This window comes from Streptomyces sp. NPDC002853 (assembly GCF_053591915.1).
This window is the reverse complement of record NZ_JBSFUS010000008.1, coordinates 480143-498641: the sequence shown is the minus strand read 5'-3', so window position 1 is coordinate 498641 and position 18499 is coordinate 480143. Positions and strand designations below refer to the sequence as shown.

Sequence of the window (18499 nt, the reverse complement as noted above, 5' to 3'; positions counted from 1 at the left end):
GCGCAGGGGTCACCCGCGGGCGGCTCAGACCTGTGGGGGCCTGGCCTCGTACGGCGTGGACAGGACGACCGTCGTCCGCGTGGAGACACCCGCGAGGGCGCGCAGGCGGCTCAGCAGGTGTTCGAGTTCAAGGGGGGTCGCGACGCGCACCTTGAGGATGTAGTTCTCGTCGCCCGCCACGCTGTGGCACGCCTCGATCTCCGGGACGCCCGCGAGCCGTTCGGCGATGTCGTCGGGTGCGCTGGGATCGAACGGCTTCACCGAGATGAACGCCGTGAGCGGCAGCCCGACGGCCTCGGCGTCCACGACCGCGGCATAGCCGCGGATGACGCCGCGCTGCTCCAGGCGGCGCACACGCTGGTGCACGGCCGATGTGGACAGGCCCGTGGCCTTGCCCAGGTCGGTGTAGCTCATCCGCCCGTCCTTGACGAGCAGCTGCACGATCTGTCGGTCCAGCTCCTCCATGCGCCGAACCTACAGGGCTCTTGATCCCCGCGGATACCGGTAGGCGCGACGGCGGCATCTTCTCGGGGCATGTGACGAACGCCACATACCTGTGACCGTGTCCAAAGGGATGCCACGATTACCTCTACGACGGGACGGGAAGTGCTTGCTGTGGTCGAGGCCGCAGCGCCTTCTCGGCCCACCCAAGGGGGAGAGTCCCATGCAGAATCTGAAGCGCCCCGGTCGCACTGCCCGCAGCAAGCAGCAGCGCTCCGACGAATCCACGTCCGCACCCGTATCGGAGGGCGTCGAATCGGGTGAATCCGAGTTCGACGCGTACGACACCTTCGAGATGTACCGGGTGACGTGCCCGGACTGCGCACAGCCCATCGCGCTCCTGGCCGACGAGGACGTGCTGCCCGAGCACGCGCTGTGCGCCCAGCCGTGGAACCCGTTCGGGCTCACGGTGTGCGCGGGCACGGGGCGTGCCGCGGCCGACGCCGAGCCCGCCGACGAGTCGATGGAGGCTCAGGAGCAGGACACCGCCCTGCTCCTGACGCTCCCTCAGGGGCTCGACTGGCGGACGCAGCCCTTCTCGCACGTCGGCGGCCAGGGCTCGCGCCCGCTGCGCGTCGTGCCCCAGCCGGACCGCCGCTCCGCGGCCTGAGGACTACCAATAGCTGCCCTGCACCATGGCCGCCAGGCTGGCGTGGTGCAGGATCAGCGTGTCCGGGTCCTCGGGGACGGTGGCCTCGCCGAAGTGCACCTGGCGGTAGGCGACGCGCAGCATGACGATGGCGTGCCGCAGCGCCGCGTACAGCGTGTAGAAGTCCATGGACGAGGGCGTGTGGCCGGTGAGTCCGGCATAGCGCTCCTCGATGGTGTCGCGGCGCAGGAAGCCGGGGAGGCCCTCCTGCCCGAAGCTCACCGTCAGGTCCTGGAAGAAGCGGTGCAGATAGACCATCCAGCCGAGGTCGACCTCGCGGGGTGCGAGCGCCGCCATCTCCCAGTCCAGTACGGCCACGGGGTCGAAGCCGTCGTAGATGACGTTGCCGATGCGCGCGTCACCCCAGTTGAGGACGGGCTCGCCCTCGTCGTTCGGCCACTGCTCATCGAGCCGATCGAAGGCGCGCTCTATCAGGGGTGAGCGGGGCAGGCCGTCGACCACCCAGCCGTAGTAGGTGCGTTGGGCGTCGACGTGGCGGCGCAGCGCGCTGCCTTCGCCGGGCAGGGCGAGGAACTCGGCTTCGGCGACGGGCACTTGGTCGTGGAGGTGGGCGATCAGGCGGATCGACGCGTCCTCCAGATGCGCGCGTTCGGCGTCGCTCGCCGCATGGAGCCAATTCCCCTCGTACGTATAGGGCATGACGTCCGGGGGCACGCGTCCCTCGACCCGCTCCATGACGAAGAAGGGCGCGCCGAGCGGCCCCGGGTCCTCCTCCAGCCACAGCACGCGCGGCACCGGCAGGTCGGTGCGGTCGGCGACGAGCCGCATCGTGCGGTGCTGGCGCGGCAGGTCGTAGACCGGGAAGATCGTGTACGCGGCCGGGTCCGCCGCCACGCGCAACGCACAGGCCCGCAGCGGTGGTTGGGGGTGCTCGATGTCGAAGAGGAGGGTCTCGCTCGACATGCCGTTGGACTCGGGTACCCGCACTCCGGTGGCCTCGGCGCCGGGCAGCCGCACGCCGAGCCAGGCCGTGAGCCTGCGGGTGAGTTCCTCGGGATCGCGGGTGGTGGTGCGCAGGCGGGGCCTGCTGGGTTCTGTCGCCATCGCGGGCTCCTCTCAGGGCGCGACCGACGCGAAGCCGGTGAAGCCGCTCGGGTCGTGGCGACCGAAGCTGCCGTGCTCGAAAATGCCGTATCCGGTCCGCCCGTTGAGGGTGAAGCGTGCGGCGTGGTCGATGACTCCGTACGCGGCCATCGGGTGCGCCGCCGGATCCGACAGGTCGTACGTACGGCGGTCGGTCCAGTCCCGCCCCTGCCAGGTGCCGTGCTGCCAGTCGTCCGCGGGCGGGTATCCGGCGCCCACGGCCAGCGGCAGGGAGGCGAGGACCTCGACGCCGAGTTCGAGGGGCTTGCGGTCGTCCGGGTCGGTGAGGTGGATGACGGCGCGCTCGGGGTGCCGGGTGCCGGAGCGGTAGGTGATGTCCGCCTGGGGCCAGCCGAGTTGGCGGTCGCGTACCCCGTTCCGTACGACCGTGGCCTCGTTCAGGGAGCGGTGGCCGTCCGCGTCCTCCTGGGTGATGACCATCAGGAAGCGGTCGTCGAAGCGCACCGGGCTCCAGATCCAGTGGAAGCCCTCGGTCCCGAACTCCTCTTCCAGGCGCCCGCGTTCCTCGCCGGGTATGGGCCGCACTCCCCAGCTGCGGTCGCGGGTGGCGGTCCACTCCCCCGCCGTCACCGGGATGTCGCCGCCATCGACGCGGATCACCCCCGCGCAGGTGCCTGCCTGGACGAAGCGGCGCCCTTCGAGGGAGAGCCGGTCACCGCGCCGCTGGATGTGATGCGGCTCCCAGAGGGCGGGGAAACCGGCGGTCCACGTGATGTCGTACGAGAGGGAGCCGGGGTCGGCGGGATCGGCGGCGCACGTCAGGCGCAGCCTTCGCAGCGGCTCCTCGACGGTGATGGTCAGGGGGCCGACGGAGAGGTTCATCCGGTCGTCGCCGAGCGCGTCGGACGCGCGTACGGCGTGGAGCGTATCGCCGATGCGCAAGGTGGCGTACGCATCGATCACACCCACGTTCGGATAGACACCGAGCCCGAGGATGAGGAGCGCGTGTCCCTGGTGATCGAAGAGGTGGAAGATACAGCGGTCGTATGCGTTGCGGTCGCCCGTCGCGACCTGCTTCATGGACAGCGGGACCTGATGGATCGGGTACTCGTCGAGCGGGACGGGGCGGTCGTCTGCCACGGCAAACCTCCCTGAGCGCGCGGTGTTTGACGGGCGCGCGGCCGACGCCGGGCCCTTGGCGCGGAGTTGACGGTACGTCAGGTCGCGTGCCGGAGCCAGACACGTGTCAGCCCGTCTTCGGGGAACCGTGCCTCCCCGTTCGGGAGCCGTGACGCCGGTACCGCACCATCGCCGCGGGGCGCGGGTCGCGGGTCGCCGGAAAGCGGGTCCACCCGAACCTCGACACGGGCATGCCACGAACTGAGGGCCGAATCCCGCGGGCGGTGACTTGTCCCCCGCGGGGCGCGTTGGCCGCGTATGACCACCCCCACGCCGATGCCCATGGCGCACCAGCCGACCGGCCGCCGCAGGCGCACCCTCCTGACGGCTCCCCCGCCCGACGCAGAATCGGTTCCCCAGCGTCCTCAGCAGCCGCAGCGCCCCCACCCGCACCAGCAGCAGCAGCCGCCACCACCCCAGCCCCAGCCGCCACACCTGCAGGATCCGCCCATCTACCGTGCGCTCATCCGGAGCTGGGCCGAGCGGGGCAAGACCCTGCCGGGGCGGCACGACCCGGAGTGGGTGCGGCTAGCGGCGCCTCCGGTCAGGCTCGGTCAGTTCAGCGCGTCTCGGGACCCGCGAGGTGACGGGCGATGACCATCCGCTGGATCTGATTGGTCCCCTCGACGATCTGCAGCACCTTCGCCTCGCGCATGAAACGCTCCACCGGGAAGTCCGCGGTGTAGCCATACCCGCCGAGGACCTGCACGGCGTCCGTCGTCACCTTCATCGCGGCGTCCGTGCACAGCAGCTTCGCCATGGCCGCCTGCTTGGAGAACGGCCTGCCCGCGTCGCGCAGCCGCGCCGCGGAGAGATAGAGCGCCCGGCCCGCCTCGATCTGCGTCGCCATGTCCGCGAGCATGAACCGAAGGCCCTGGAAGTCCGCGATCGGCTTTCCGAACTGCCGCCGCTCGGTGGCATAGGAAAGCGCCTCGTCGAGTGCCGCCTGCGCCACACCGATCGCACAGGCCGCGATGCCGAGCCGCCCCGAGTCGAGCGCGGAGAGCGCGATCGCGAAGCCCTGACCCTCCTCGCCGATGCGGCGGGAGTCGGACACCCGCACCCCGTCGAAGTTGATCTGCGCGGTGGGCGAACCCTTCATCCCCATCTTCTTCTCCGGCACCGCCGCGTTCAGCCCTTCGGCGTCGCCCGGCACCAGGAACGCGGAGATGCCGCGGGCGCCTTCGCCGCCGGTGCGGGCCAGGACCGTGTAGAAGTCGGCGACCCCGCCGTGCGTGATCCACGCCTTCGTTCCGCTGATCACCCAGTGGTCGCCGTCCCGCACGGCCTTCGTCCGCAGGGACGCCGCGTCGGAACCGGACGCGGGCTCGGAGAGGCAGTACGCCCCGAGCAGCCCGCCGCCGAGCATCGCGGGCAGGTGCTCGGCCTGCTGCTCCTTGGTGCCGTACCCCGCGAGCGCGTGGCAGGACAGGGAGTGGACGCTGACGCCGAGACCGACGGTGAGCCGTGCCGCGGCGAGCTCTTCGAGGACCTGGAGATAGACCTCGTACGGCTGGTCGCCGCCGCCGAACTCGGAGGCGTACGGAAGCCCGAGCAGTCCGGATTCGGAGAGGAGGGCGAAGACCTCGCGCGGGAAGCGTCCGGCGTCCTCCTCCTCGGCCGCGCGGGGAGTGATCTCCCGCTGGACGAGGTCACGGACGAGCGAGAACAGATCCCGCGCCTCGTCCGTGGGCAGCTGACGGTCCACCGGCTGCTGCAAGCTTCGCTCAGGCACGATCGCATCCTCCCTTTCGGCACTGCGGCGGACCCGCGGGGTAATGCGGCGCCACCGTGTCTCAAGCCCGGCCGATGGCGCCCTTCCGGGTCGCGGAAGGTGCTGTGACCAGCGGCTCTGGCGCGTTGAGTATGCCCGATCGGCGGCGGCCAGTCACTAGTTAACGACCGCTTACTCAAAAGATAACCGACGCCCGCAAGAGGGGCTCGGGATTGGTCCGAACCATTGACCCCACTGGTCTAGTCCTCCTAGAGTCCAGCCGAGCGCTTTACCGCGTTCATGCCAATTCAACGTTCACGGACGTCTCCTGGCATCCGCAGGTCGAACAGCACCACGCCCCCCATGCGCCCTCTCCCCCCACGAGGAGATCCGATGCTCAGACCGCACCTCCCCCGCGCCCCCTTCAGGGCGCTCATAGCCACCGCCTGTTGTGCCGTGCTCGGCGGGGGTCTGCTCGCCGGCGCGGGCACCGCCGCCGCCGGCCCCGACACCGCTTCCGCCGCCTCCGGCAAAACCGCGGACTCCAAGGCCGCAGCAGGCTCCAAGGTCGTCGGCTACTTCACCGAGTGGGGTACCTACGACCGGAATTACCACGTCAAGAACGTCGAGACGTCCGGTTCGGCCGACAAGCTCACGCACATCAACTACGCCTTCGGCAACGTCCAGGGCGGCAAGTGCGCGATGGGCGACGCCTACGCGGCGACCGACAAGGCGTACACCGCCGACCAGTCCGTCGACGGCAAGGCCGACACCTGGGACCAGGAGCTGCGCGGCAACTTCAACCAGCTGCGCAAGCTCAAGAAGCTCCACCCGGACCTGAAGGTCCTGTGGTCCTTCGGCGGCTGGACCTGGTCCGGTGGCTTCACCGAGGCGGCCAAGAACCCGGCCGCGTTCGCCCAGTCCTGCTACGACCTCGTCGAGAACTCCAAGTGGGCCGACGTCTTCGACGGCATCGACATCGACTGGGAGTACCCGAACGCCTGCGGTCTGACCTGCGACACGAGCGGACGCGCGGCCTACAAGGACCTGATGTCCGCGGTGCGTTCGAAGTTCGGCGGCGACAACCTCGTCACCGCGGCCATCCCGGCCGACGCCGAGGAGGGCGGCAAGATCGACGCCGCCGACTACGCGGGCGCCGCCCAGTACGTCGACTGGTACAACCCGATGACGTACGACTACTTCGGCGCCTGGGAGGCGAAGGGCCCGACCGCCCCGCACTCGCCGCTGAAGACGTACGAGGGCGCGCCCAAGGCGAACTGGAACACCGACGCCACCATCAAGAAGCTCCAGGGCCTCGGCATCCCGTCCGACAAGCTGCTGCTCGGCATCGGCTTCTACGGCCGCGGCTGGACCGGCGTCACGCAGAAGGAGCCCGGCGGCACCGCCACCGGCGCCGCCGCGGGCAAGTACGAGGCGGGCATCGACGACTACAAGGAACTGAAGACCAAGTGCCCGGCCAACGGCACGGTCGGCGGGACCGCGTACGCGCACTGCGGCACCAACTGGTGGAGCTATGACACCCCGGCGACCATCGCGGGGAAGATGGACTACAAGAACCAGGCCGGCCTCGGCGGCACCTTCTTCTGGGAGCTCAGCGGCGACACGGCGAACGGTGAGCTGATCAAGGCCATCAACTGACCGTATGGACAAGGGCGTTGGGGCGGGAGCCGGTCGGCTCCCGCCCCTTCCTCATGGCCGGCGGCGGGACCTCACGAGCGCGGCGGAGCCGGAAAGGACGGCTCGAACTCCTCGATGACGCGCAGGGTGTCGCCGAGGGTCCGCACCAGCAGGTCACACACCGTCTCGCGTGTCAGACCCCGGCTGGAGATCCAGTCGAGTGCGACACCCTCGACACTGCACAGCCAGCCGAGCAGCGCCGTGCGCGCCAGCTCCGGGATGTCGCGGCGGCCGTACGCCCCGTCGGCGATCGCGCCGATCAGGGCCTCGCGCACGCCGTCGCGTATGGCGTGCACCTCGGCGTCGAAGCCGACGCCACCGCTGATGATGGTGCGGTACGCGGCCTGGTGGTGCTCGGCGTAGCGCAGATAGCCGTCGATCGTGCTGTGCACCCGTTCGGCGGGCGGCAGGTCGTCGTGGCGCCCGGCGCGCGCGACCAGCTCCGCGACCGAGTCCTCGATGATCGCGAGGTAGTAGCCGCGCTTGGACTTGAAGTAGTAGTAGATCAACCCCTTGGCGACGGACGCCTGCTTGGCGATGTCGTCCATCGAGAGCGCGTCGTACGACGTGTCGGCGAACAACTTCCGCCCGATGGTGATGAGTTCGGCGCGGCGCGCCACGGAGCGGTCGGTGCCGCGTGCCTGCGGGCGAGCGTCCGCGGGACGGTCGATGCCGCGCTGTTGACTATTATTCAATTTCGGCCCTAGTCTCCAACTGCCTCGGGAATCCGCAGTATGGCAGAACCAACGCCACCTGCCGGTTCTGCGTCCGAAGGCGCTCTCTCACGCACTCCCCCTACGCACACGGACCGCCGTACGGGAGGAAGACTCATGAGCGCAGCGCGTACCCCTTTGCGCGAGGGCAGAACCTCCTGGAAGAAGACGGCCGTCGTGGCCCTGCCGACCGTCCTGGCCGTCGGCGCGATGGCCTCCGTGATGGCCGAGGGGGCGCTCGCCGCCTCCTTCGCCGTCTCCGGCACCAGCTTCCAGGTGTCATCCGGCAAGCTCACCAGCGAGGGCCTGTCCTCCTACGTACAGACCGACCGGGACATCGACGGCAAGGGGCACCCGGTGGCGCTCCTCGGGATCGGTGACGCGACCCTGTCCGACATCTGCCAGGCAGCCGAGGTGAAGACCCCGGTGGGCACCGTGGTGTTCAAGCTGACCGCGGGCGGCTCCGCGGGCCAGGTCACCGCGAGCAATCTCATCATCGACGGCGAGGACCTGGAGGGCGACGCCCGTTTCGGCACCGCGGAGATCGGCCGGGACGCCTCGACCCTGGACGAGGTGTCCGGCGTCAAGGGCGAGCGGGGGAAGTTCGGGCTGCAGGCCGGGGACATCACCGTCTCCGGGGTGAAGTCCCACGCCTGGTCGGCGACCGGCGGGAACTTCCGGCTCAAGGGCATGAAGCTCGACGTCAGCATCGGCGGCAAGAAGTGCTTCTGACCGGCGGCCGGAGAGCCGGGGTCAGGGCGTGGGGCCCAGACGGCGGCGGGTGGCTCGACAAGCGCCTGCCATTGCCGGAAGCGCGGCGCGCGCTGCGCAGGTGGCGGCGCACCCGGCCCTTCTGGGGCGGACTGCTCCTGGTACTCGGCGGCGCCGAGCTGCTCCTCGTGCCGCTGTCGCCGCTGACCGTCCTGGTCAGTCTGGGGCTCGGCGGGCTCGCGGCGATCGGCATCGGGCTCGCCCTGATCGCCGCCGGGATCTTCCTGTGGCTGCTGCCGCACGCCCATCACTATGTGAGCGTCAACGCCCTGATCCTGTCGGTGCTCTCGTTCGCGGCCACGAACCTCGGCGGGTTCCTGGTGGGCATGGCACTCGGCATCGTCGGCAGCGCGATGGGCTTCGGCTGGACGCCGGTGCCCGAGGGTGCCGAAGAGGACGCCGAGCGGCCGAGGGTGCGGGACGGGCAGGGCACGCGGACGCTCGGCATACTGCTGCCGGTACTCATGGTGGGGGCGACGCTGTGGGGCGGCACTCCGGCGAGGGCGGCGCCCGGCGACACGGTCGTGGCGGCACGGACACCGCCGACGGTCACCACCACGCTCTTCTCGCCGCAGGGCTTCCTCCTGGCCGGCGTACGCTAGATCCCCACGGCCGAGGGGCCGTTGAAGGTCATGGTGCTGAAGATGAAGGCCGCCTCGCTCACCGACTACCGACTGAAGACGCGCGACGGAAGCAGGGAACTCGCCCTGGGTGCGGACACGTTGGACCTCAGCGGCTCCGTCACGCTCTATCTGACGAAGTTCAAGGGCTGCCTGGAGGGGCTGCTCTGTCTGACCTTCACGCCCGACAAGCTGCCGGTGCCGCCCGTCGTGCCGCCGTTCGTCTTCATGACCGACGTGCAGGCCGAACAGGCCCTCGTCACCTCGGACTTGATCGTCGCGGGCGGCCTCACCCTGAAGGCGTCGGCATGATCCAGATCCAGGCGGCCCTCTTCTGGGCGTACGCGATCGGCGCGACGTTCGCGCTCTCCGCGGGCCGGCAGCTCCAGGTGTGGGAGCGGATCAACGCGGGCGAGGGGCCGCGGACGCGCAGCCGTGCCGCCAATCCGTATCTCGCGCTCACCGTGCTCTTCGCGGCGGTCCTGATGGTGCCGACGGGGCTTTTCCTGCTCTGGCAGAACCCCGCCTGGGCGACGATGCACGTCGCGGACGGGCACGTGGGGGTGTGGGCCGGGTTCGTGCTCTTCTACGCGGGAGGCATCCCGGTCGCGGCGATCCTCGGGTTCCTGGTGGCGCAGGGGCTCGTCCTCGTGGGGGCGGGCTACTGGGCGTATCTCCAGTGCGTGGGCGGGTACTTCCTGCTCTTCTGGACGCTGGTCCACGGCTGGGACGGCAGGGGGTACGAGCGGTTCTTCTCCGCCGAGGCCCGGGACTTCGCCGACTGGCGGCAGGACAGCGTGGTCAACCACGTACTGGACTTCCTGACGTCCGGGACGTTCCTCGCGCTGCTGGTGTTCGGCGCGGCCGTGATCGGCACGATGCTGTTGACGGAGATCGGCTGGCTGATGGAGGGCTGGTCGCTGCCCGGCGCCGACGAGGACCGCGAGGTGCACCGGTTCCTGGCGATCGCCGTCGCGGCGGCCGGGGTCCACGGCCTGCCGTTCGTCGGCGCGCTCGTCGCGAGCGTCCTCGTGCGGCTCCTGGGCGGGTGGCTCGGCCTGCCGCTGTTCGCGGTGATCGCGGGGCTCACGCTGCTGTCTCGGCGCTCGCCCGTGCGCCTGCTGTACGGACTCGTGGGCGTGCCGCACCGGCACTGGCGGGCGGATCTCGCCCCGGGTCAGGCCTACGCCGACCAGGAGAACGGCGTGACCGGGGTCACAACAGACCGATCTGCGTGACGAGCATCGCGAGGACGACGACGAGGGTCCAGCCGAGGACGTGCTCGAGGACCTTCGGGCCGTCTTCCTTGGGGCCGCCGGTGCGCGTGGTCGCCCGGGGCTGTGCGGTGGCAGTGGCTGTGGCAGCGGTCATGGCATCACTCGATACGTATGCGTCACGCCTCTCGACGCGACGTCCGGCAGCGGACTCCCCCCACTGACCCGTCCACCTTGCCATCGGATCCGGCCTCCTCGGGCGAGAGCTTGGTCACTCATGCGTCGTATCCCGTACAACTCGGGCGGCCGGGCGTGCGTCTCACTACACGTGGTGGGGCACACCCCCAGGCGCACCCCCCACCGCTCGTCCGCGCAACCTTCCGACCGAGAGGTTTCCGAATGAGCACGCACCGGACGCACCGCCGCGGAGCTCGGCTCGCCCTCGCGGCCGCCGTCACCGTGACGGCGGCCCTCACCGGCTATGCGTCACAGGCCGCGCCGTCCGCATCCGGGACGCCCTCGCCCGGCGCGCCCGGCCTGGGCGACCCGATGTTCCCGCTGGACGGAAACGGCGGATACCGGGTCGACCGCTACACCCTGGACTTCGACTGGCAGGCGCCGAGGACCCCATTCGAGGCGACGGCGACGATCAAGGCCACCGCCACGCAGTCGCTGTCCCGCTTCAACCTGGACTTCGGGGGCAACACCCTGCACGGCGTGCGGGTCGACGGTTCCTCCGCGCGCACGTCCCGCGCCGGGGACGAGCTGACGGTCACGCCCAAGTCCCCGATCGCCAAGGGCCGTACGTTCACCGCCAAGGTCACGTACACCGCCGACCCTACGCAGACGCGCCACCGCGACGACGCCATCGAGGACTACGGCTGGATACCCACCGCCGACGGCACGGTGGTCTATCCGCAGCCGAACGGGGCCCGGCTGATCTTCCCGGCGAACGACCACCCCAGCCAGCGGGCGCCGATCACCTTCCGCATCACCACGCCGAAGGACCTGACGGCCGTCGCCAACGGCAAGCTGGTGAACCGCACGGAACGCCCCGGTGACCGGGTGCGCTGGACGTACGACTCCGAACAGCCGCTCTCCACCCAGCTGGTGCAGCTGGCGGTCGGCAAGTTCAAGCTGATCGACGGCAAGGGTCCCGGCGGCCTGCCGCTGCGGGACGTCGTCCCGGACGCCCTGGTCGAACCGACGGCCGCGTACCGGGGGCTCACCCCGGACCACCTCACCTGGCTCCAGGAGAAGCTCGGCCCCTACCCCTTCAACCGCTACGGCCTCCTGGTCGGCGACACGGACCTGGCCGTCGCCCTGGAGACCCAGACGCTCTCGCTCATCCCCAAGGCTGACCTCCTGGGCACCAAGGTCGACGCCGAGCGGAACATGGTGCACGAGCTGACCCACCAGTGGTTCGGCGACAGTGTCGCCCTGAAGAGCTGGTCCGACCTGTGGGTGAGCGAGGGGCACGCCCGCTTCTACGAGCGGATGTACTCCGAGGAGCACGGCGGCGACAGCTTCGAGACCGCCATGAAGACGGCCTACGCCGCGCACGACCAGTGGCGCCACGACTTCGGCGCCCCCGCGGAGCCGACCGAACCGAACCTCTTCAAGCGCATGCGGTACGACGGCTCGGCCCTGGTCCTGTACGCCCTGCGCGAGCAGGTCGGTGCCGCAACCTTCGAGAAGATCGAACGAGCGTGGGTGACCGGCTTCCGCGGAAAGACCGCGAGCACCCAGCAGTTCATCGACCTGGCGTCGAAGGCCGCGGGCGAGGACCTGGAGGGCTTCCTACGGCCATGGCTGTACGGCTCGAAGACACCGCCCATGCCGGGGCACCCCGACTGGGTGGTGGACCCGGTCCAGGGCTGAGAGGTGGCCGGGTCTCTCGTCTGGCGGCGGCGTTCGTGTGAAGAACGCCGCCGGCCGCCTGTACGACGGAATCCGCGAGTGAGCGGGTCTACGTTGGGGTTCCAGCCGAACTGGGAGGTCTCATGGCGAACGACCCGGACGCCGCGGACGCCGCGGACGCCGCGCAAGAGCGGAAACGTCCGCCGCTGCTGGGCACGGAGATGCGCGAGGCGACGCTGCCGGACGGTACCCAGGCGATGATCGTCGTCCAGGCGGGCACACCCCAGGACGAGGTCGACGAGAAGGCGGCCCGTATGCGCAGAGGCACATCCGAGGCAAAGTAGCCCGACAGCAAACCTATGGACACACGACGGCCCCTCCCGGACGAATGGGAGGGGCCGTCTCCATGGCCGACCATCGGATCAGCTATGTCGGCTACGATCCCAAGGTCATGAACTGAACGTGCTCTGTGGCCTGCCGCGTACAACAGCCAGGCCACGGGAGGGAGAGCCGTGTCCGACAAGGACTTGACGGTCGACTACGAGTTCTTGAGCGGTTGCGAACGCCAACTCGGCAATTTGCGCACGACGTTCAAGGACATCGAGAACCGTCGTGACGACATGGAAAAGCACTGGGGCGCCGGGAGCATCGCCGACGCCATGGGGGACTTCGTCGACAACTGGGACGACTACCGCACCAGGCTCATCGAAGGCCTGGAAGCGACGGGCAAGCTCGTGGCGGAGACGAAGAAGTCGTTCGAGGCCCTGGATGACGAACTCGCCAAGCAGACCAAGGGCAAAGGCGGGGGCAAAGGCGAGGGGAAGGGCCAGTGACCACCGCGGCATCGAAGCGCCGCCCCGTCGACTGGGACCCGCTGTGCGAGACCGACCCCGTTCCCGGCGACCCGGAGGAGATACGGGCAGAGGTCCGGCACATGGTGTCGGTCGCCGAGAAGCTGCGCACGCAGGCGAAGAACCTCAAGGCCATCTCGGACGAGGAGAGGCTCAAGGGGAAGTACGTCCAACGCCTGCGCGAGGACTCCGGCACGCTGGAGAAGCACATGCGGGAGGTGGCCTCCCGATACGAGCGGGTGCACGGTCACCTCACCAAGTGGGCGAACAGGCTGGAGGATCACCAGGGCGACGCCGACCGGATCCTGCGCGAGGCCAAGGAGGCGCACGCGGAGGCCGAGCGGGAGAAGGCCAAGGACGCCGAGAAGGCCGAGAAGGCCGACGAGGACAAGAAGCCGAACTCGTCGACGAGCGGAACTGAGCAAGACCCGCTGCAGACGTACAGGACCCGCCTCGGCACCGTCACCGGGAACCGCGACAGCGATGCCGGCGACTACGCGGGCAAGATCAACGATGAGATCGACGATGTCATCGAGGACTCGTGGTGGGACAACGTCAAAGGCTGGGTTCATGACAACGCGGACATGATCAAGGCCTTCATCGATGTTCTCGGCTGGATCGCGACAGCACTGGGCTTCTTGGCGCTGCTCATCCCTGGCCTGAATCTGATCATTTTGGGCATCGCGGCGCTCACGATCGGACTCAGACTCCTCCTGGTGGCATCCGGCGACGCCACCTGGACCGATGTCATCTTCGACGTCGTGGGTGGGCTGCTCGTGGTCGGCGGGCTCGGGGCCGCGGCGAAGCTCGCCAGCGGCGCCAAGGCCACCGTGGGCGCTGCTCAGGGCGCCCGGACGGCAGGCCTGAGCAGGGGGCTCAGCGGCGTCAAGGGCGTCCTGGACGACATGGGGCGGCTGATGACCAAGCTGCCGGAAGGAGCGGGCCGGACGGCGATCGGCGGGGCCCGCAACGCCATGCGCAAGTCCATCTCCCAGAACGTCGGCCTGGTGGCCAAGGGCCCGCTGAGGGTCAGCCCGCTCTCGACTCTGCTGCATCTCGGCGACAAGGAGATGGCAGGCATGGCGAAGATGCTGCAGGCCAACAAGGCCACCTTCCCGGCCGCTGCGGGGGCAGCCGCGGACAAGGCGTACAAGTCCTACCAGGTGGGGCTCGGCCTCGCCTGGGGCGGCATGGGGATGGACGTCGTGGACAAGGCCCTGGGCAAGAGCGACCTGACCAGCGTGACGGACGAGAAGTTCGGAACCGGCGAGAAGCCGTACAACGCGGGCTACTCGGACTGGAAGGACAACACCCTGAAGCCCGCCCCCGACACCCACTGGTAGCGAGGAACGACCATGGACCTGTACTCGGCACAACGCATTGCCGAGGCCGAAGCCGCTCGTACCGGACTCGGCACCGGCCCCAACCGGCGGCTCAGGCTGACCCTGATCATCGGAATGCCCCTGTTCCTGCCGGTACTGGGGATCATGATCCTGGTGCCGAAGTCCCTGATGCACACCGTTCTCTACATCTACGAGGCCGGAATCGTCGGATGCCTTCTGCACTACGTGTGGGTCTTCGTGAAGTACCCCCGCCACGCGGGCCGTCCGCCCTACCTGACCCGTGATCTCGCGATGGGCGCCGGCTTCTTCCTGCCCTCGCTGTTCTTCGGTTTCTGGGCGGGCATGATCGCCGCCCCGGCCTGGGCGCTCTTCGTCGGTGTCGCCTACGCCCTGGAAGGGAGGCGGAAGTCGCATGGCCACCGCTGAGCACCGCCGGGCCCCGACCGGCTTCAACCTGGTGCCGCCGCCCGGCTGGGACGTGATCCCCCTGCACACGGGTACCGAGGAGGCGATGGACCGCATCGTCCGCAAGGCGATCTCGCAGCTGCCCGCCGGCTTCCCCAAGGACGACATCCCGAAGGCCCGGCTGAAGCTCACCCAGGAGATGAAGAAGGTCGTACGCCGGGCAAGCGCCAAGGGCGGCATGACCCTCTACCTCCCCACCGAACGGCTCCACGGCGTCACGCTGCCCGTCTCGATCGTCGCCTCGGAACCGATCGAGATCCCGAGGGTCAGGCCCGAGAGCGGCCCGGAAGCGGTCCTGCTGGCGCTCGCCTCCGAGACCCCTGGAGCCGAGGTGCGGGAGCTCGACGAGACCGCGGCGCTGCGCTCGGAGCGCGATGTTCCCGCCGATCCCGCGCAGGGCGTCGACGTCGCTCACCGCCGGGTCGAGTACTTCGTGCCGGTCCCGGACAGCGCCCCCGACCAGTACCTCACGTTCTCCTTCAGCGCCCTGATCGCGCCCGGCTCGGACCCCGCCTTCCACGACACCCTCGTGGAGCTGTTCGACGCCGTCATGGGCACCTTCCGCTGGAGCCATGCCTGAAGGCTGCCGTCCTGTCCGCGCCCCCGACGAAAGAGACCGCTCATGTCCGAAGGCACCCTGTGGAGCACCGACCTCGGCGCCCCGCTCCACATCGACACGGACGCCAACCCCAACCTCTGGGGCTATCTGCACCTCCAGATCGACAAGCGGACCTTCAAGGAGTGGCTGGACCCGCACTTGACCGGTCTGGCCACCATCCACGGCATCGAACTCACCCGCAAACTCCGCCGATTCCACAAGAGCTTTTACGAGCAGACCGTGGTGACCCTCCGGGACAAGCTTCAAGCCGACGAGGCGTTCATCTATCACCCCGTGCCGCTGACCTCCATGCCGCTGGTGATGCATGCGACCCGCATCCACTGCGAGGCTCCCGACACCGCGTCCTGTGAGGGGCTCACCGCGCCCACCGTGCCGCATCCGGACATCCCCGAGTGGCAGCAGCGATCCGGCAGCATCGCCTTCGCCTCGCCGTATCTGGGCGAGGACGGGGTGCGGGTCACCCGCTCCTACCCCGCGGACAGCAGCATCATGATGACCTCGGTGACGTACTACTGGCACACCCCGACCGGCCTCCCCGACGTCTGTCTGCGCGGGCACCACGACGATCCGGAAGTGATCGCCGCGGTCATGGAACCCTTGGACACCTTCGCGCGGACGCTGCGGCTTCCCGGGACTGCTCAGTGACACGAAGGCCCCCTCCCCGCCGAGCGGAGAGGGGGCCTTTCGCTGCCACAGCAAGTGCCTCAGTGAATGCCCACCTCAGCCAGCGCCGCCTTCTGCTTGGCGGAGAGCTTCACCGGGAAGTACAGGTAGCAGACGCCGCCCGTGCCGGAGACGACCTTTCCGGTGGCGTTGTAGCGCTTCGTCCTGAGCCAGATGTTCTCCCACTCCCGACGCTTGTAGACCCGGCGCACCGCCTCATTGCTCGGCGATGCCGGGTCGTTGGCGATCACGTCGCCCTTCGACGTGAAGCCGATCACCGTCATGAGGTGGCCCGCCGTGCCGTAACCCGCGCCCGTCAGCTCCTCCTTGAGGAACGACTGTGACGTTATGGCCGGGATGCCCGCGGCGATCAGCGACTCCAGTTCGGTGAGCGAGGCAAGGCGGGTGACGACGCCCTGCATGTCCTTGTACGTCGACGCGTAGGCCGCGTTGAAGGGCCAGTTGCCGCAGCCCGCGTACTGGTAGTCGAAGGTGTGGCGAGCCGCGTGGCACACCTGCGGGTCGGCGAAGGACGGGTCGACCCAGGCGAGGTCGTCTGCGGTCGGCTTGCGGCCCCAGAACTCTATGATCATCTGCGAGGAGGTCGGGCTGCACCAGGCCTCGCCGCCGTTGTCGTACTCCGGATACTGGCCGACGTGGGTCTCCTGCGAGTAGCGCGGGACCTTCAGTTCCTTGGTCACCCCCGGCTTGGACGCCGGGACGGTGAAGCGGTCTGGGACGGCGGACGCCATCGCGCCGAGCCGCCACACGGTGGGGCTCACGGTGGCGTCCGGCTTGCGGTACAGGGTCAGGCGCAGCCGGTACGAGACGAGGCGCAGGCCCGTCGTCGTGTCGTCGATGGCGAAGGTGTCCGTCCAGATGCTCGACTTCCCGTCGCTCTGGTCGTCGACCGACGTACGACGGATGTCCTTCTCCTTGTCGTCGCCCGAGGTCCAGCGGCCGAGGACGTACCAGGGAGTCTTCGTCTTGTCCGAGTACGTCCCCTGCAGCTCGACCTGGAGCCACGTCCCGGCGGGCGTGCGGGCGTTCCAGGAGGCGACGACCTCCGTCGCGGGGACGGTGGGCCGGTGCACGGGCGAGGTCCACCGGGCGTACTCCCAGGTGGCGGTCCTGCCGGTGTGCGGATCGGCGTACTCGGTGCGGCCCGCGGCCTCGGCGATCTGAACGGCGGGGCGGGCTCCGGCGACGGCCCGGGTGCCTTCGGCGGTACCGGCGCTCCAGTCGGCGTGCGAGGCCCAGAAGCGGTTGCTCACGGGCCGCTTCGCGCGCGGTGCGGGGCGCAACCCGCCCGATGCGAGTGCCGGGCTCGCGGTGGCGGCCAGTGCCGCCACGGCCGCGGCCGTGGTGAGGACGGTTCTGCGGGACATGTCATCAGCTCGGTCCATGGCGGGACCCCCAGTCGACGTGGGCTCCGGACGGGTCCGGAAGGGGCAGGTCAGGTGCACGGCGGTAGGCCAACTATGGCTGCTTCACGCCGACTTCTGCCAGCGCTTCGACCACCACCGCGTCCGCCAATATTGGCCTCGACCACTGGCGTGAGCTGGGACGGCGCGCGGAGTACGCGATTCCGCACCCGTACGCTTGCAGGCGATGACCGCTCACGCCACTCCCCTGTCACGTGTCGCCGCGGAGCTGCTGCGCCTGCCGCCCTCCTGCGGCCCCGTCCGTCTCGTCGCCGTCGACGGGCACGCGGGCTCCGGCAAGTCCACCTTCGCCGACCGCCTCGCCGACGCCCTGGGCGGTGCGCCCGTCCTGCGCCTCGACGACATCGCGAGCCACGACGCGCTGTTCGACTGGACGGAGCGGCTGCGGCGGCAGGTGATCCTGCCGCTCTCGCGCGGCGAGACGGCACGCCACGAGACGTACGACTGGCACGCGCGCCGCTTCGGTCCCGAGGTCCGCACCCTCGCGCCCGAGCCCGTGGTCCTTGTCGAGGGGGTCGGCGCGGGGCGCCGTGCGCTGCGCCCGTTCCTGGCGTGGCTGCTGTGGATGGAGCTGCCGCGTGATGAGGCCTGGGGCAGGGGGCGCCGCCGGGACGGGTCGGTCCAGAGCGAGTTCTGGGACGGGTGGGAGCCCGCGGAGCGCCGGCACTTCGCGGAAGACCCTTCGCGCCCCTTCGCTCAGTCTTTGGTGCGACAGTGCCGCGAGGGATATGAGGTGCTGCTGGGACCGAATGAGACGCCTGCGCACAACCAAATCGTCACACAGAGTGAGGGACCAGAGGCGGTCAGCTGACCCTCGCTAAGAGCGCTCCCAGAACTTCGCGCCAGTTTCCATGAGTGCCTCAACTCGGCTTGACCGAGGGCCCTTACAGGACTTACGTTCTGAATGTGCGGCCTTTCGGGGTCGCCCGCAGACGCGAAGCCCCCGGTTGTTCCCCCGTGATCGGGGGCTTCGTTCTGCCCTCCATCCTCGCATTCCGGACGCTGCGAGCCGCCTTTCGCTCACCCTCGGTGACGAAGAGGCCTCCCTTCTCCTGCCTGATCCCGCGCTGCGGCACCCTACGGCCGAGTGCTCCCCCGCAGGTACGATGCCTTTCGGTGCGACTTACGG

The 18499-nt window shown here is 69.5% G+C and carries 21 protein-coding genes; 14 read left to right on the top strand and 7 right to left on the bottom strand.

Features of this window, described 5'->3' with window-relative positions; translation table 11 throughout:
* Positions 1–24: 24 nt before the first annotated feature.
* Positions 25–465 (bottom strand): Lrp/AsnC family transcriptional regulator, encoded by a 441-nt coding sequence (locus tag ACWD02_RS24405; RefSeq protein ID WP_160503714.1) that lies wholly within the window; start codon positions 463–465, stop codon positions 25–27.
* A 199-nt stretch (positions 466–664) separates the two neighbouring features.
* Here ACWD02_RS24405 and ACWD02_RS24400 point away from each other — a divergent pair, with 199 nt between their 5' ends.
* Positions 665–1111, top strand: coding sequence for a hypothetical protein (locus ACWD02_RS24400; protein ID WP_451214472.1), 447 nt, complete (start codon positions 665–667; stop codon positions 1109–1111).
* A gap of 3 nt (positions 1112–1114) precedes the next feature.
* Here the strand turns inward: ACWD02_RS24400 and ACWD02_RS24395 are convergent, their stop codons facing one another.
* From ACWD02_RS24395 to ACWD02_RS24385, 3 genes are all read right to left on the bottom strand, one after another.
* Positions 1115–2215 carry a phosphotransferase family protein gene (locus ACWD02_RS24395; RefSeq protein WP_451214470.1) on the bottom strand — a complete coding sequence of 367 codons (1101 nt, stop codon included), beginning with the start codon at positions 2213–2215 and terminating at the stop codon, positions 1115–1117.
* Between the two features lie 12 nt (positions 2216–2227).
* Positions 2228–3355, bottom strand: a complete 1128-nt coding sequence (locus ACWD02_RS24390; RefSeq protein WP_451214468.1) for a hypothetical protein — start codon at positions 3353–3355, stop codon at positions 2228–2230.
* Positions 3356–3953: 598 nt separating this feature from the next.
* Positions 3954–5129, bottom strand: coding sequence for an acyl-CoA dehydrogenase family protein (locus ACWD02_RS24385; RefSeq protein ID WP_451214466.1), 1176 nt, complete (start codon positions 5127–5129; stop codon positions 3954–3956).
* 372 nt (positions 5130–5501) lie between these two features.
* On the opposite strand from ACWD02_RS24385, the gene ACWD02_RS24380 reads away from it, so the two are divergent.
* Positions 5502–6767: a glycoside hydrolase family 18 protein gene (locus tag ACWD02_RS24380; RefSeq protein ID WP_451214464.1), complete on the top strand. Its 1266-nt coding sequence runs from the start codon at positions 5502–5504 to the stop codon at positions 6765–6767.
* A gap of 71 nt (positions 6768–6838) precedes the next feature.
* Here the strand turns inward: ACWD02_RS24380 and ACWD02_RS24375 are convergent, their stop codons facing one another.
* Positions 6839–7501: a TetR/AcrR family transcriptional regulator gene (locus ACWD02_RS24375; protein ID WP_451214462.1), complete on the bottom strand. Its 663-nt coding sequence runs from the start codon at positions 7499–7501 to the stop codon at positions 6839–6841.
* A gap of 135 nt (positions 7502–7636) precedes the next feature.
* On the opposite strand from ACWD02_RS24375, the gene ACWD02_RS24370 reads away from it, so the two are divergent.
* From ACWD02_RS24370 to ACWD02_RS24355, 4 genes are all read left to right on the top strand, one after another.
* Positions 7637–8251 carry a DUF6230 family protein gene (locus ACWD02_RS24370; protein WP_451214460.1) on the top strand — a complete coding sequence of 205 codons (615 nt, stop codon included), beginning with the start codon at positions 7637–7639 and terminating at the stop codon, positions 8249–8251.
* 71 nt (positions 8252–8322) lie between these two features.
* Positions 8323–8892 carry a DUF6114 domain-containing protein gene (locus ACWD02_RS24365; RefSeq protein ID WP_451214458.1) on the top strand — a complete coding sequence of 190 codons (570 nt, stop codon included), beginning with the start codon at positions 8323–8325 and terminating at the stop codon, positions 8890–8892.
* A gap of 30 nt (positions 8893–8922) precedes the next feature.
* Entirely contained in the window at positions 8923–9222 is a 300-nt protein-coding gene (locus ACWD02_RS24360) for a hypothetical protein (protein ID WP_451214456.1), read from the top strand.
* Positions 9219–10148 carry a hypothetical protein gene (locus ACWD02_RS24355; RefSeq protein ID WP_451214454.1) on the top strand — a complete coding sequence of 310 codons (930 nt, stop codon included), beginning with the start codon at positions 9219–9221 and terminating at the stop codon, positions 10146–10148. The genes ACWD02_RS24360 and ACWD02_RS24355 overlap by 4 nt, the downstream gene beginning before the upstream one ends.
* Here the strand turns inward: ACWD02_RS24355 and ACWD02_RS24350 are convergent.
* The gene (locus ACWD02_RS24350; RefSeq protein WP_363211071.1) at positions 10126–10281 is read right to left on the bottom strand and encodes an SCO1431 family membrane protein; all 156 of its coding nucleotides are present in this window, start codon (positions 10279–10281) and stop codon (positions 10126–10128) included. The two genes, ACWD02_RS24355 and ACWD02_RS24350, sit on opposite strands and share 23 nt — an antisense overlap.
* A 242-nt stretch (positions 10282–10523) precedes the next feature.
* Here ACWD02_RS24350 and ACWD02_RS24345 point away from each other — a divergent pair, with 242 nt between their 5' ends.
* The 7 genes from ACWD02_RS24345 to ACWD02_RS24315 all read left to right on the top strand — a co-directional run bounded on the left by ACWD02_RS24345 (position 10524) and on the right by ACWD02_RS24315 (position 15907).
* A complete protein-coding gene (locus ACWD02_RS24345) occupies positions 10524–12005 on the top strand; it encodes a M1 family metallopeptidase (protein WP_451214452.1) in 1482 nt (493 codons plus the stop codon).
* 122 nt (positions 12006–12127) lie between these two features.
* Positions 12128–12328, top strand: a complete 201-nt coding sequence (locus tag ACWD02_RS24340; protein WP_451214450.1) for a hypothetical protein — start codon at positions 12128–12130, stop codon at positions 12326–12328.
* Between the two features lie 168 nt (positions 12329–12496).
* Positions 12497–12817 carry a hypothetical protein gene (locus tag ACWD02_RS24335; protein ID WP_451214448.1) on the top strand — a complete coding sequence of 107 codons (321 nt, stop codon included), beginning with the start codon at positions 12497–12499 and terminating at the stop codon, positions 12815–12817.
* Positions 12814–14178 carry a hypothetical protein gene (locus ACWD02_RS24330; RefSeq protein ID WP_451214446.1) on the top strand — a complete coding sequence of 455 codons (1365 nt, stop codon included), beginning with the start codon at positions 12814–12816 and terminating at the stop codon, positions 14176–14178. The genes ACWD02_RS24335 and ACWD02_RS24330 overlap by 4 nt, the downstream gene beginning before the upstream one ends.
* 12 nt (positions 14179–14190) lie before the next feature.
* Entirely contained in the window at positions 14191–14604 is a 414-nt protein-coding gene (locus ACWD02_RS24325; RefSeq protein WP_451214444.1) for a hypothetical protein, read from the top strand.
* Complete coding sequence (locus ACWD02_RS24320; protein ID WP_451214442.1) at positions 14591–15223, top strand: hypothetical protein; 633 nt, start codon at positions 14591–14593, stop codon at positions 15221–15223. The genes ACWD02_RS24325 and ACWD02_RS24320 overlap by 14 nt, the downstream gene beginning before the upstream one ends.
* Before the next feature lie 42 nt (positions 15224–15265).
* Positions 15266–15907, top strand: coding sequence for a hypothetical protein (locus ACWD02_RS24315; protein WP_451214440.1), 642 nt, complete (start codon positions 15266–15268; stop codon positions 15905–15907).
* A gap of 59 nt (positions 15908–15966) precedes the next feature.
* Here the strand turns inward: ACWD02_RS24315 and ACWD02_RS24310 are convergent, their stop codons facing one another.
* Positions 15967–17331 carry a peptidase C39 family protein gene (locus tag ACWD02_RS24310; RefSeq protein ID WP_451214438.1) on the bottom strand — a complete coding sequence of 455 codons (1365 nt, stop codon included), beginning with the start codon at positions 17329–17331 and terminating at the stop codon, positions 15967–15969.
* A gap of 205 nt (positions 17332–17536) precedes the next feature.
* Between ACWD02_RS24310 and ACWD02_RS24305 the strand changes: the two genes are divergently transcribed.
* Positions 17537–18181, top strand: coding sequence for a uridine kinase family protein (locus tag ACWD02_RS24305; RefSeq protein ID WP_451214436.1), 645 nt, complete (start codon positions 17537–17539; stop codon positions 18179–18181).
* Positions 18182–18499 lie beyond the last annotated feature (318 nt).

Coding starts and splice junctions, on each gene's coding strand:
- ACWD02_RS24405 (WP_160503714.1), bottom strand. CDS start 465: ATGGAGGAGCTGGACCGACAGATCGTGCAGCTGCTCGTCAAGGACGGG.
- ACWD02_RS24400 (WP_451214472.1), top strand. CDS start 665: ATGCAGAATCTGAAGCGCCCCGGTCGCACTGCCCGCAGCAAGCAGCAG.
- ACWD02_RS24395 (WP_451214470.1), bottom strand. CDS start 2,215: ATGGCGACAGAACCCAGCAGGCCCCGCCTGCGCACCACCACCCGCGAT.
- ACWD02_RS24380 (WP_451214464.1), top strand. CDS start 5,502: ATGCTCAGACCGCACCTCCCCCGCGCCCCCTTCAGGGCGCTCATAGCC.
- ACWD02_RS24370 (WP_451214460.1), top strand. CDS start 7,637: ATGAGCGCAGCGCGTACCCCTTTGCGCGAGGGCAGAACCTCCTGGAAG.
- ACWD02_RS24360 (WP_451214456.1), top strand. CDS start 8,923: ATGGTGCTGAAGATGAAGGCCGCCTCGCTCACCGACTACCGACTGAAG.
- ACWD02_RS24355 (WP_451214454.1), top strand. CDS start 9,219: ATGATCCAGATCCAGGCGGCCCTCTTCTGGGCGTACGCGATCGGCGCG.
- ACWD02_RS24350 (WP_363211071.1), bottom strand. CDS start 10,281: ATGACCGCTGCCACAGCCACTGCCACCGCACAGCCCCGGGCGACCACG.
- ACWD02_RS24345 (WP_451214452.1), top strand. CDS start 10,524: ATGAGCACGCACCGGACGCACCGCCGCGGAGCTCGGCTCGCCCTCGCG.
- ACWD02_RS24340 (WP_451214450.1), top strand. CDS start 12,128: ATGGCGAACGACCCGGACGCCGCGGACGCCGCGGACGCCGCGCAAGAG.
- ACWD02_RS24325 (WP_451214444.1), top strand. CDS start 14,191: ATGGACCTGTACTCGGCACAACGCATTGCCGAGGCCGAAGCCGCTCGT.
- ACWD02_RS24320 (WP_451214442.1), top strand. CDS start 14,591: ATGGCCACCGCTGAGCACCGCCGGGCCCCGACCGGCTTCAACCTGGTG.
- ACWD02_RS24315 (WP_451214440.1), top strand. CDS start 15,266: ATGTCCGAAGGCACCCTGTGGAGCACCGACCTCGGCGCCCCGCTCCAC.
- ACWD02_RS24310 (WP_451214438.1), bottom strand. CDS start 17,331: ATGGACCGAGCTGATGACATGTCCCGCAGAACCGTCCTCACCACGGCC.
- ACWD02_RS24305 (WP_451214436.1), top strand. CDS start 17,537: ATGACCGCTCACGCCACTCCCCTGTCACGTGTCGCCGCGGAGCTGCTG.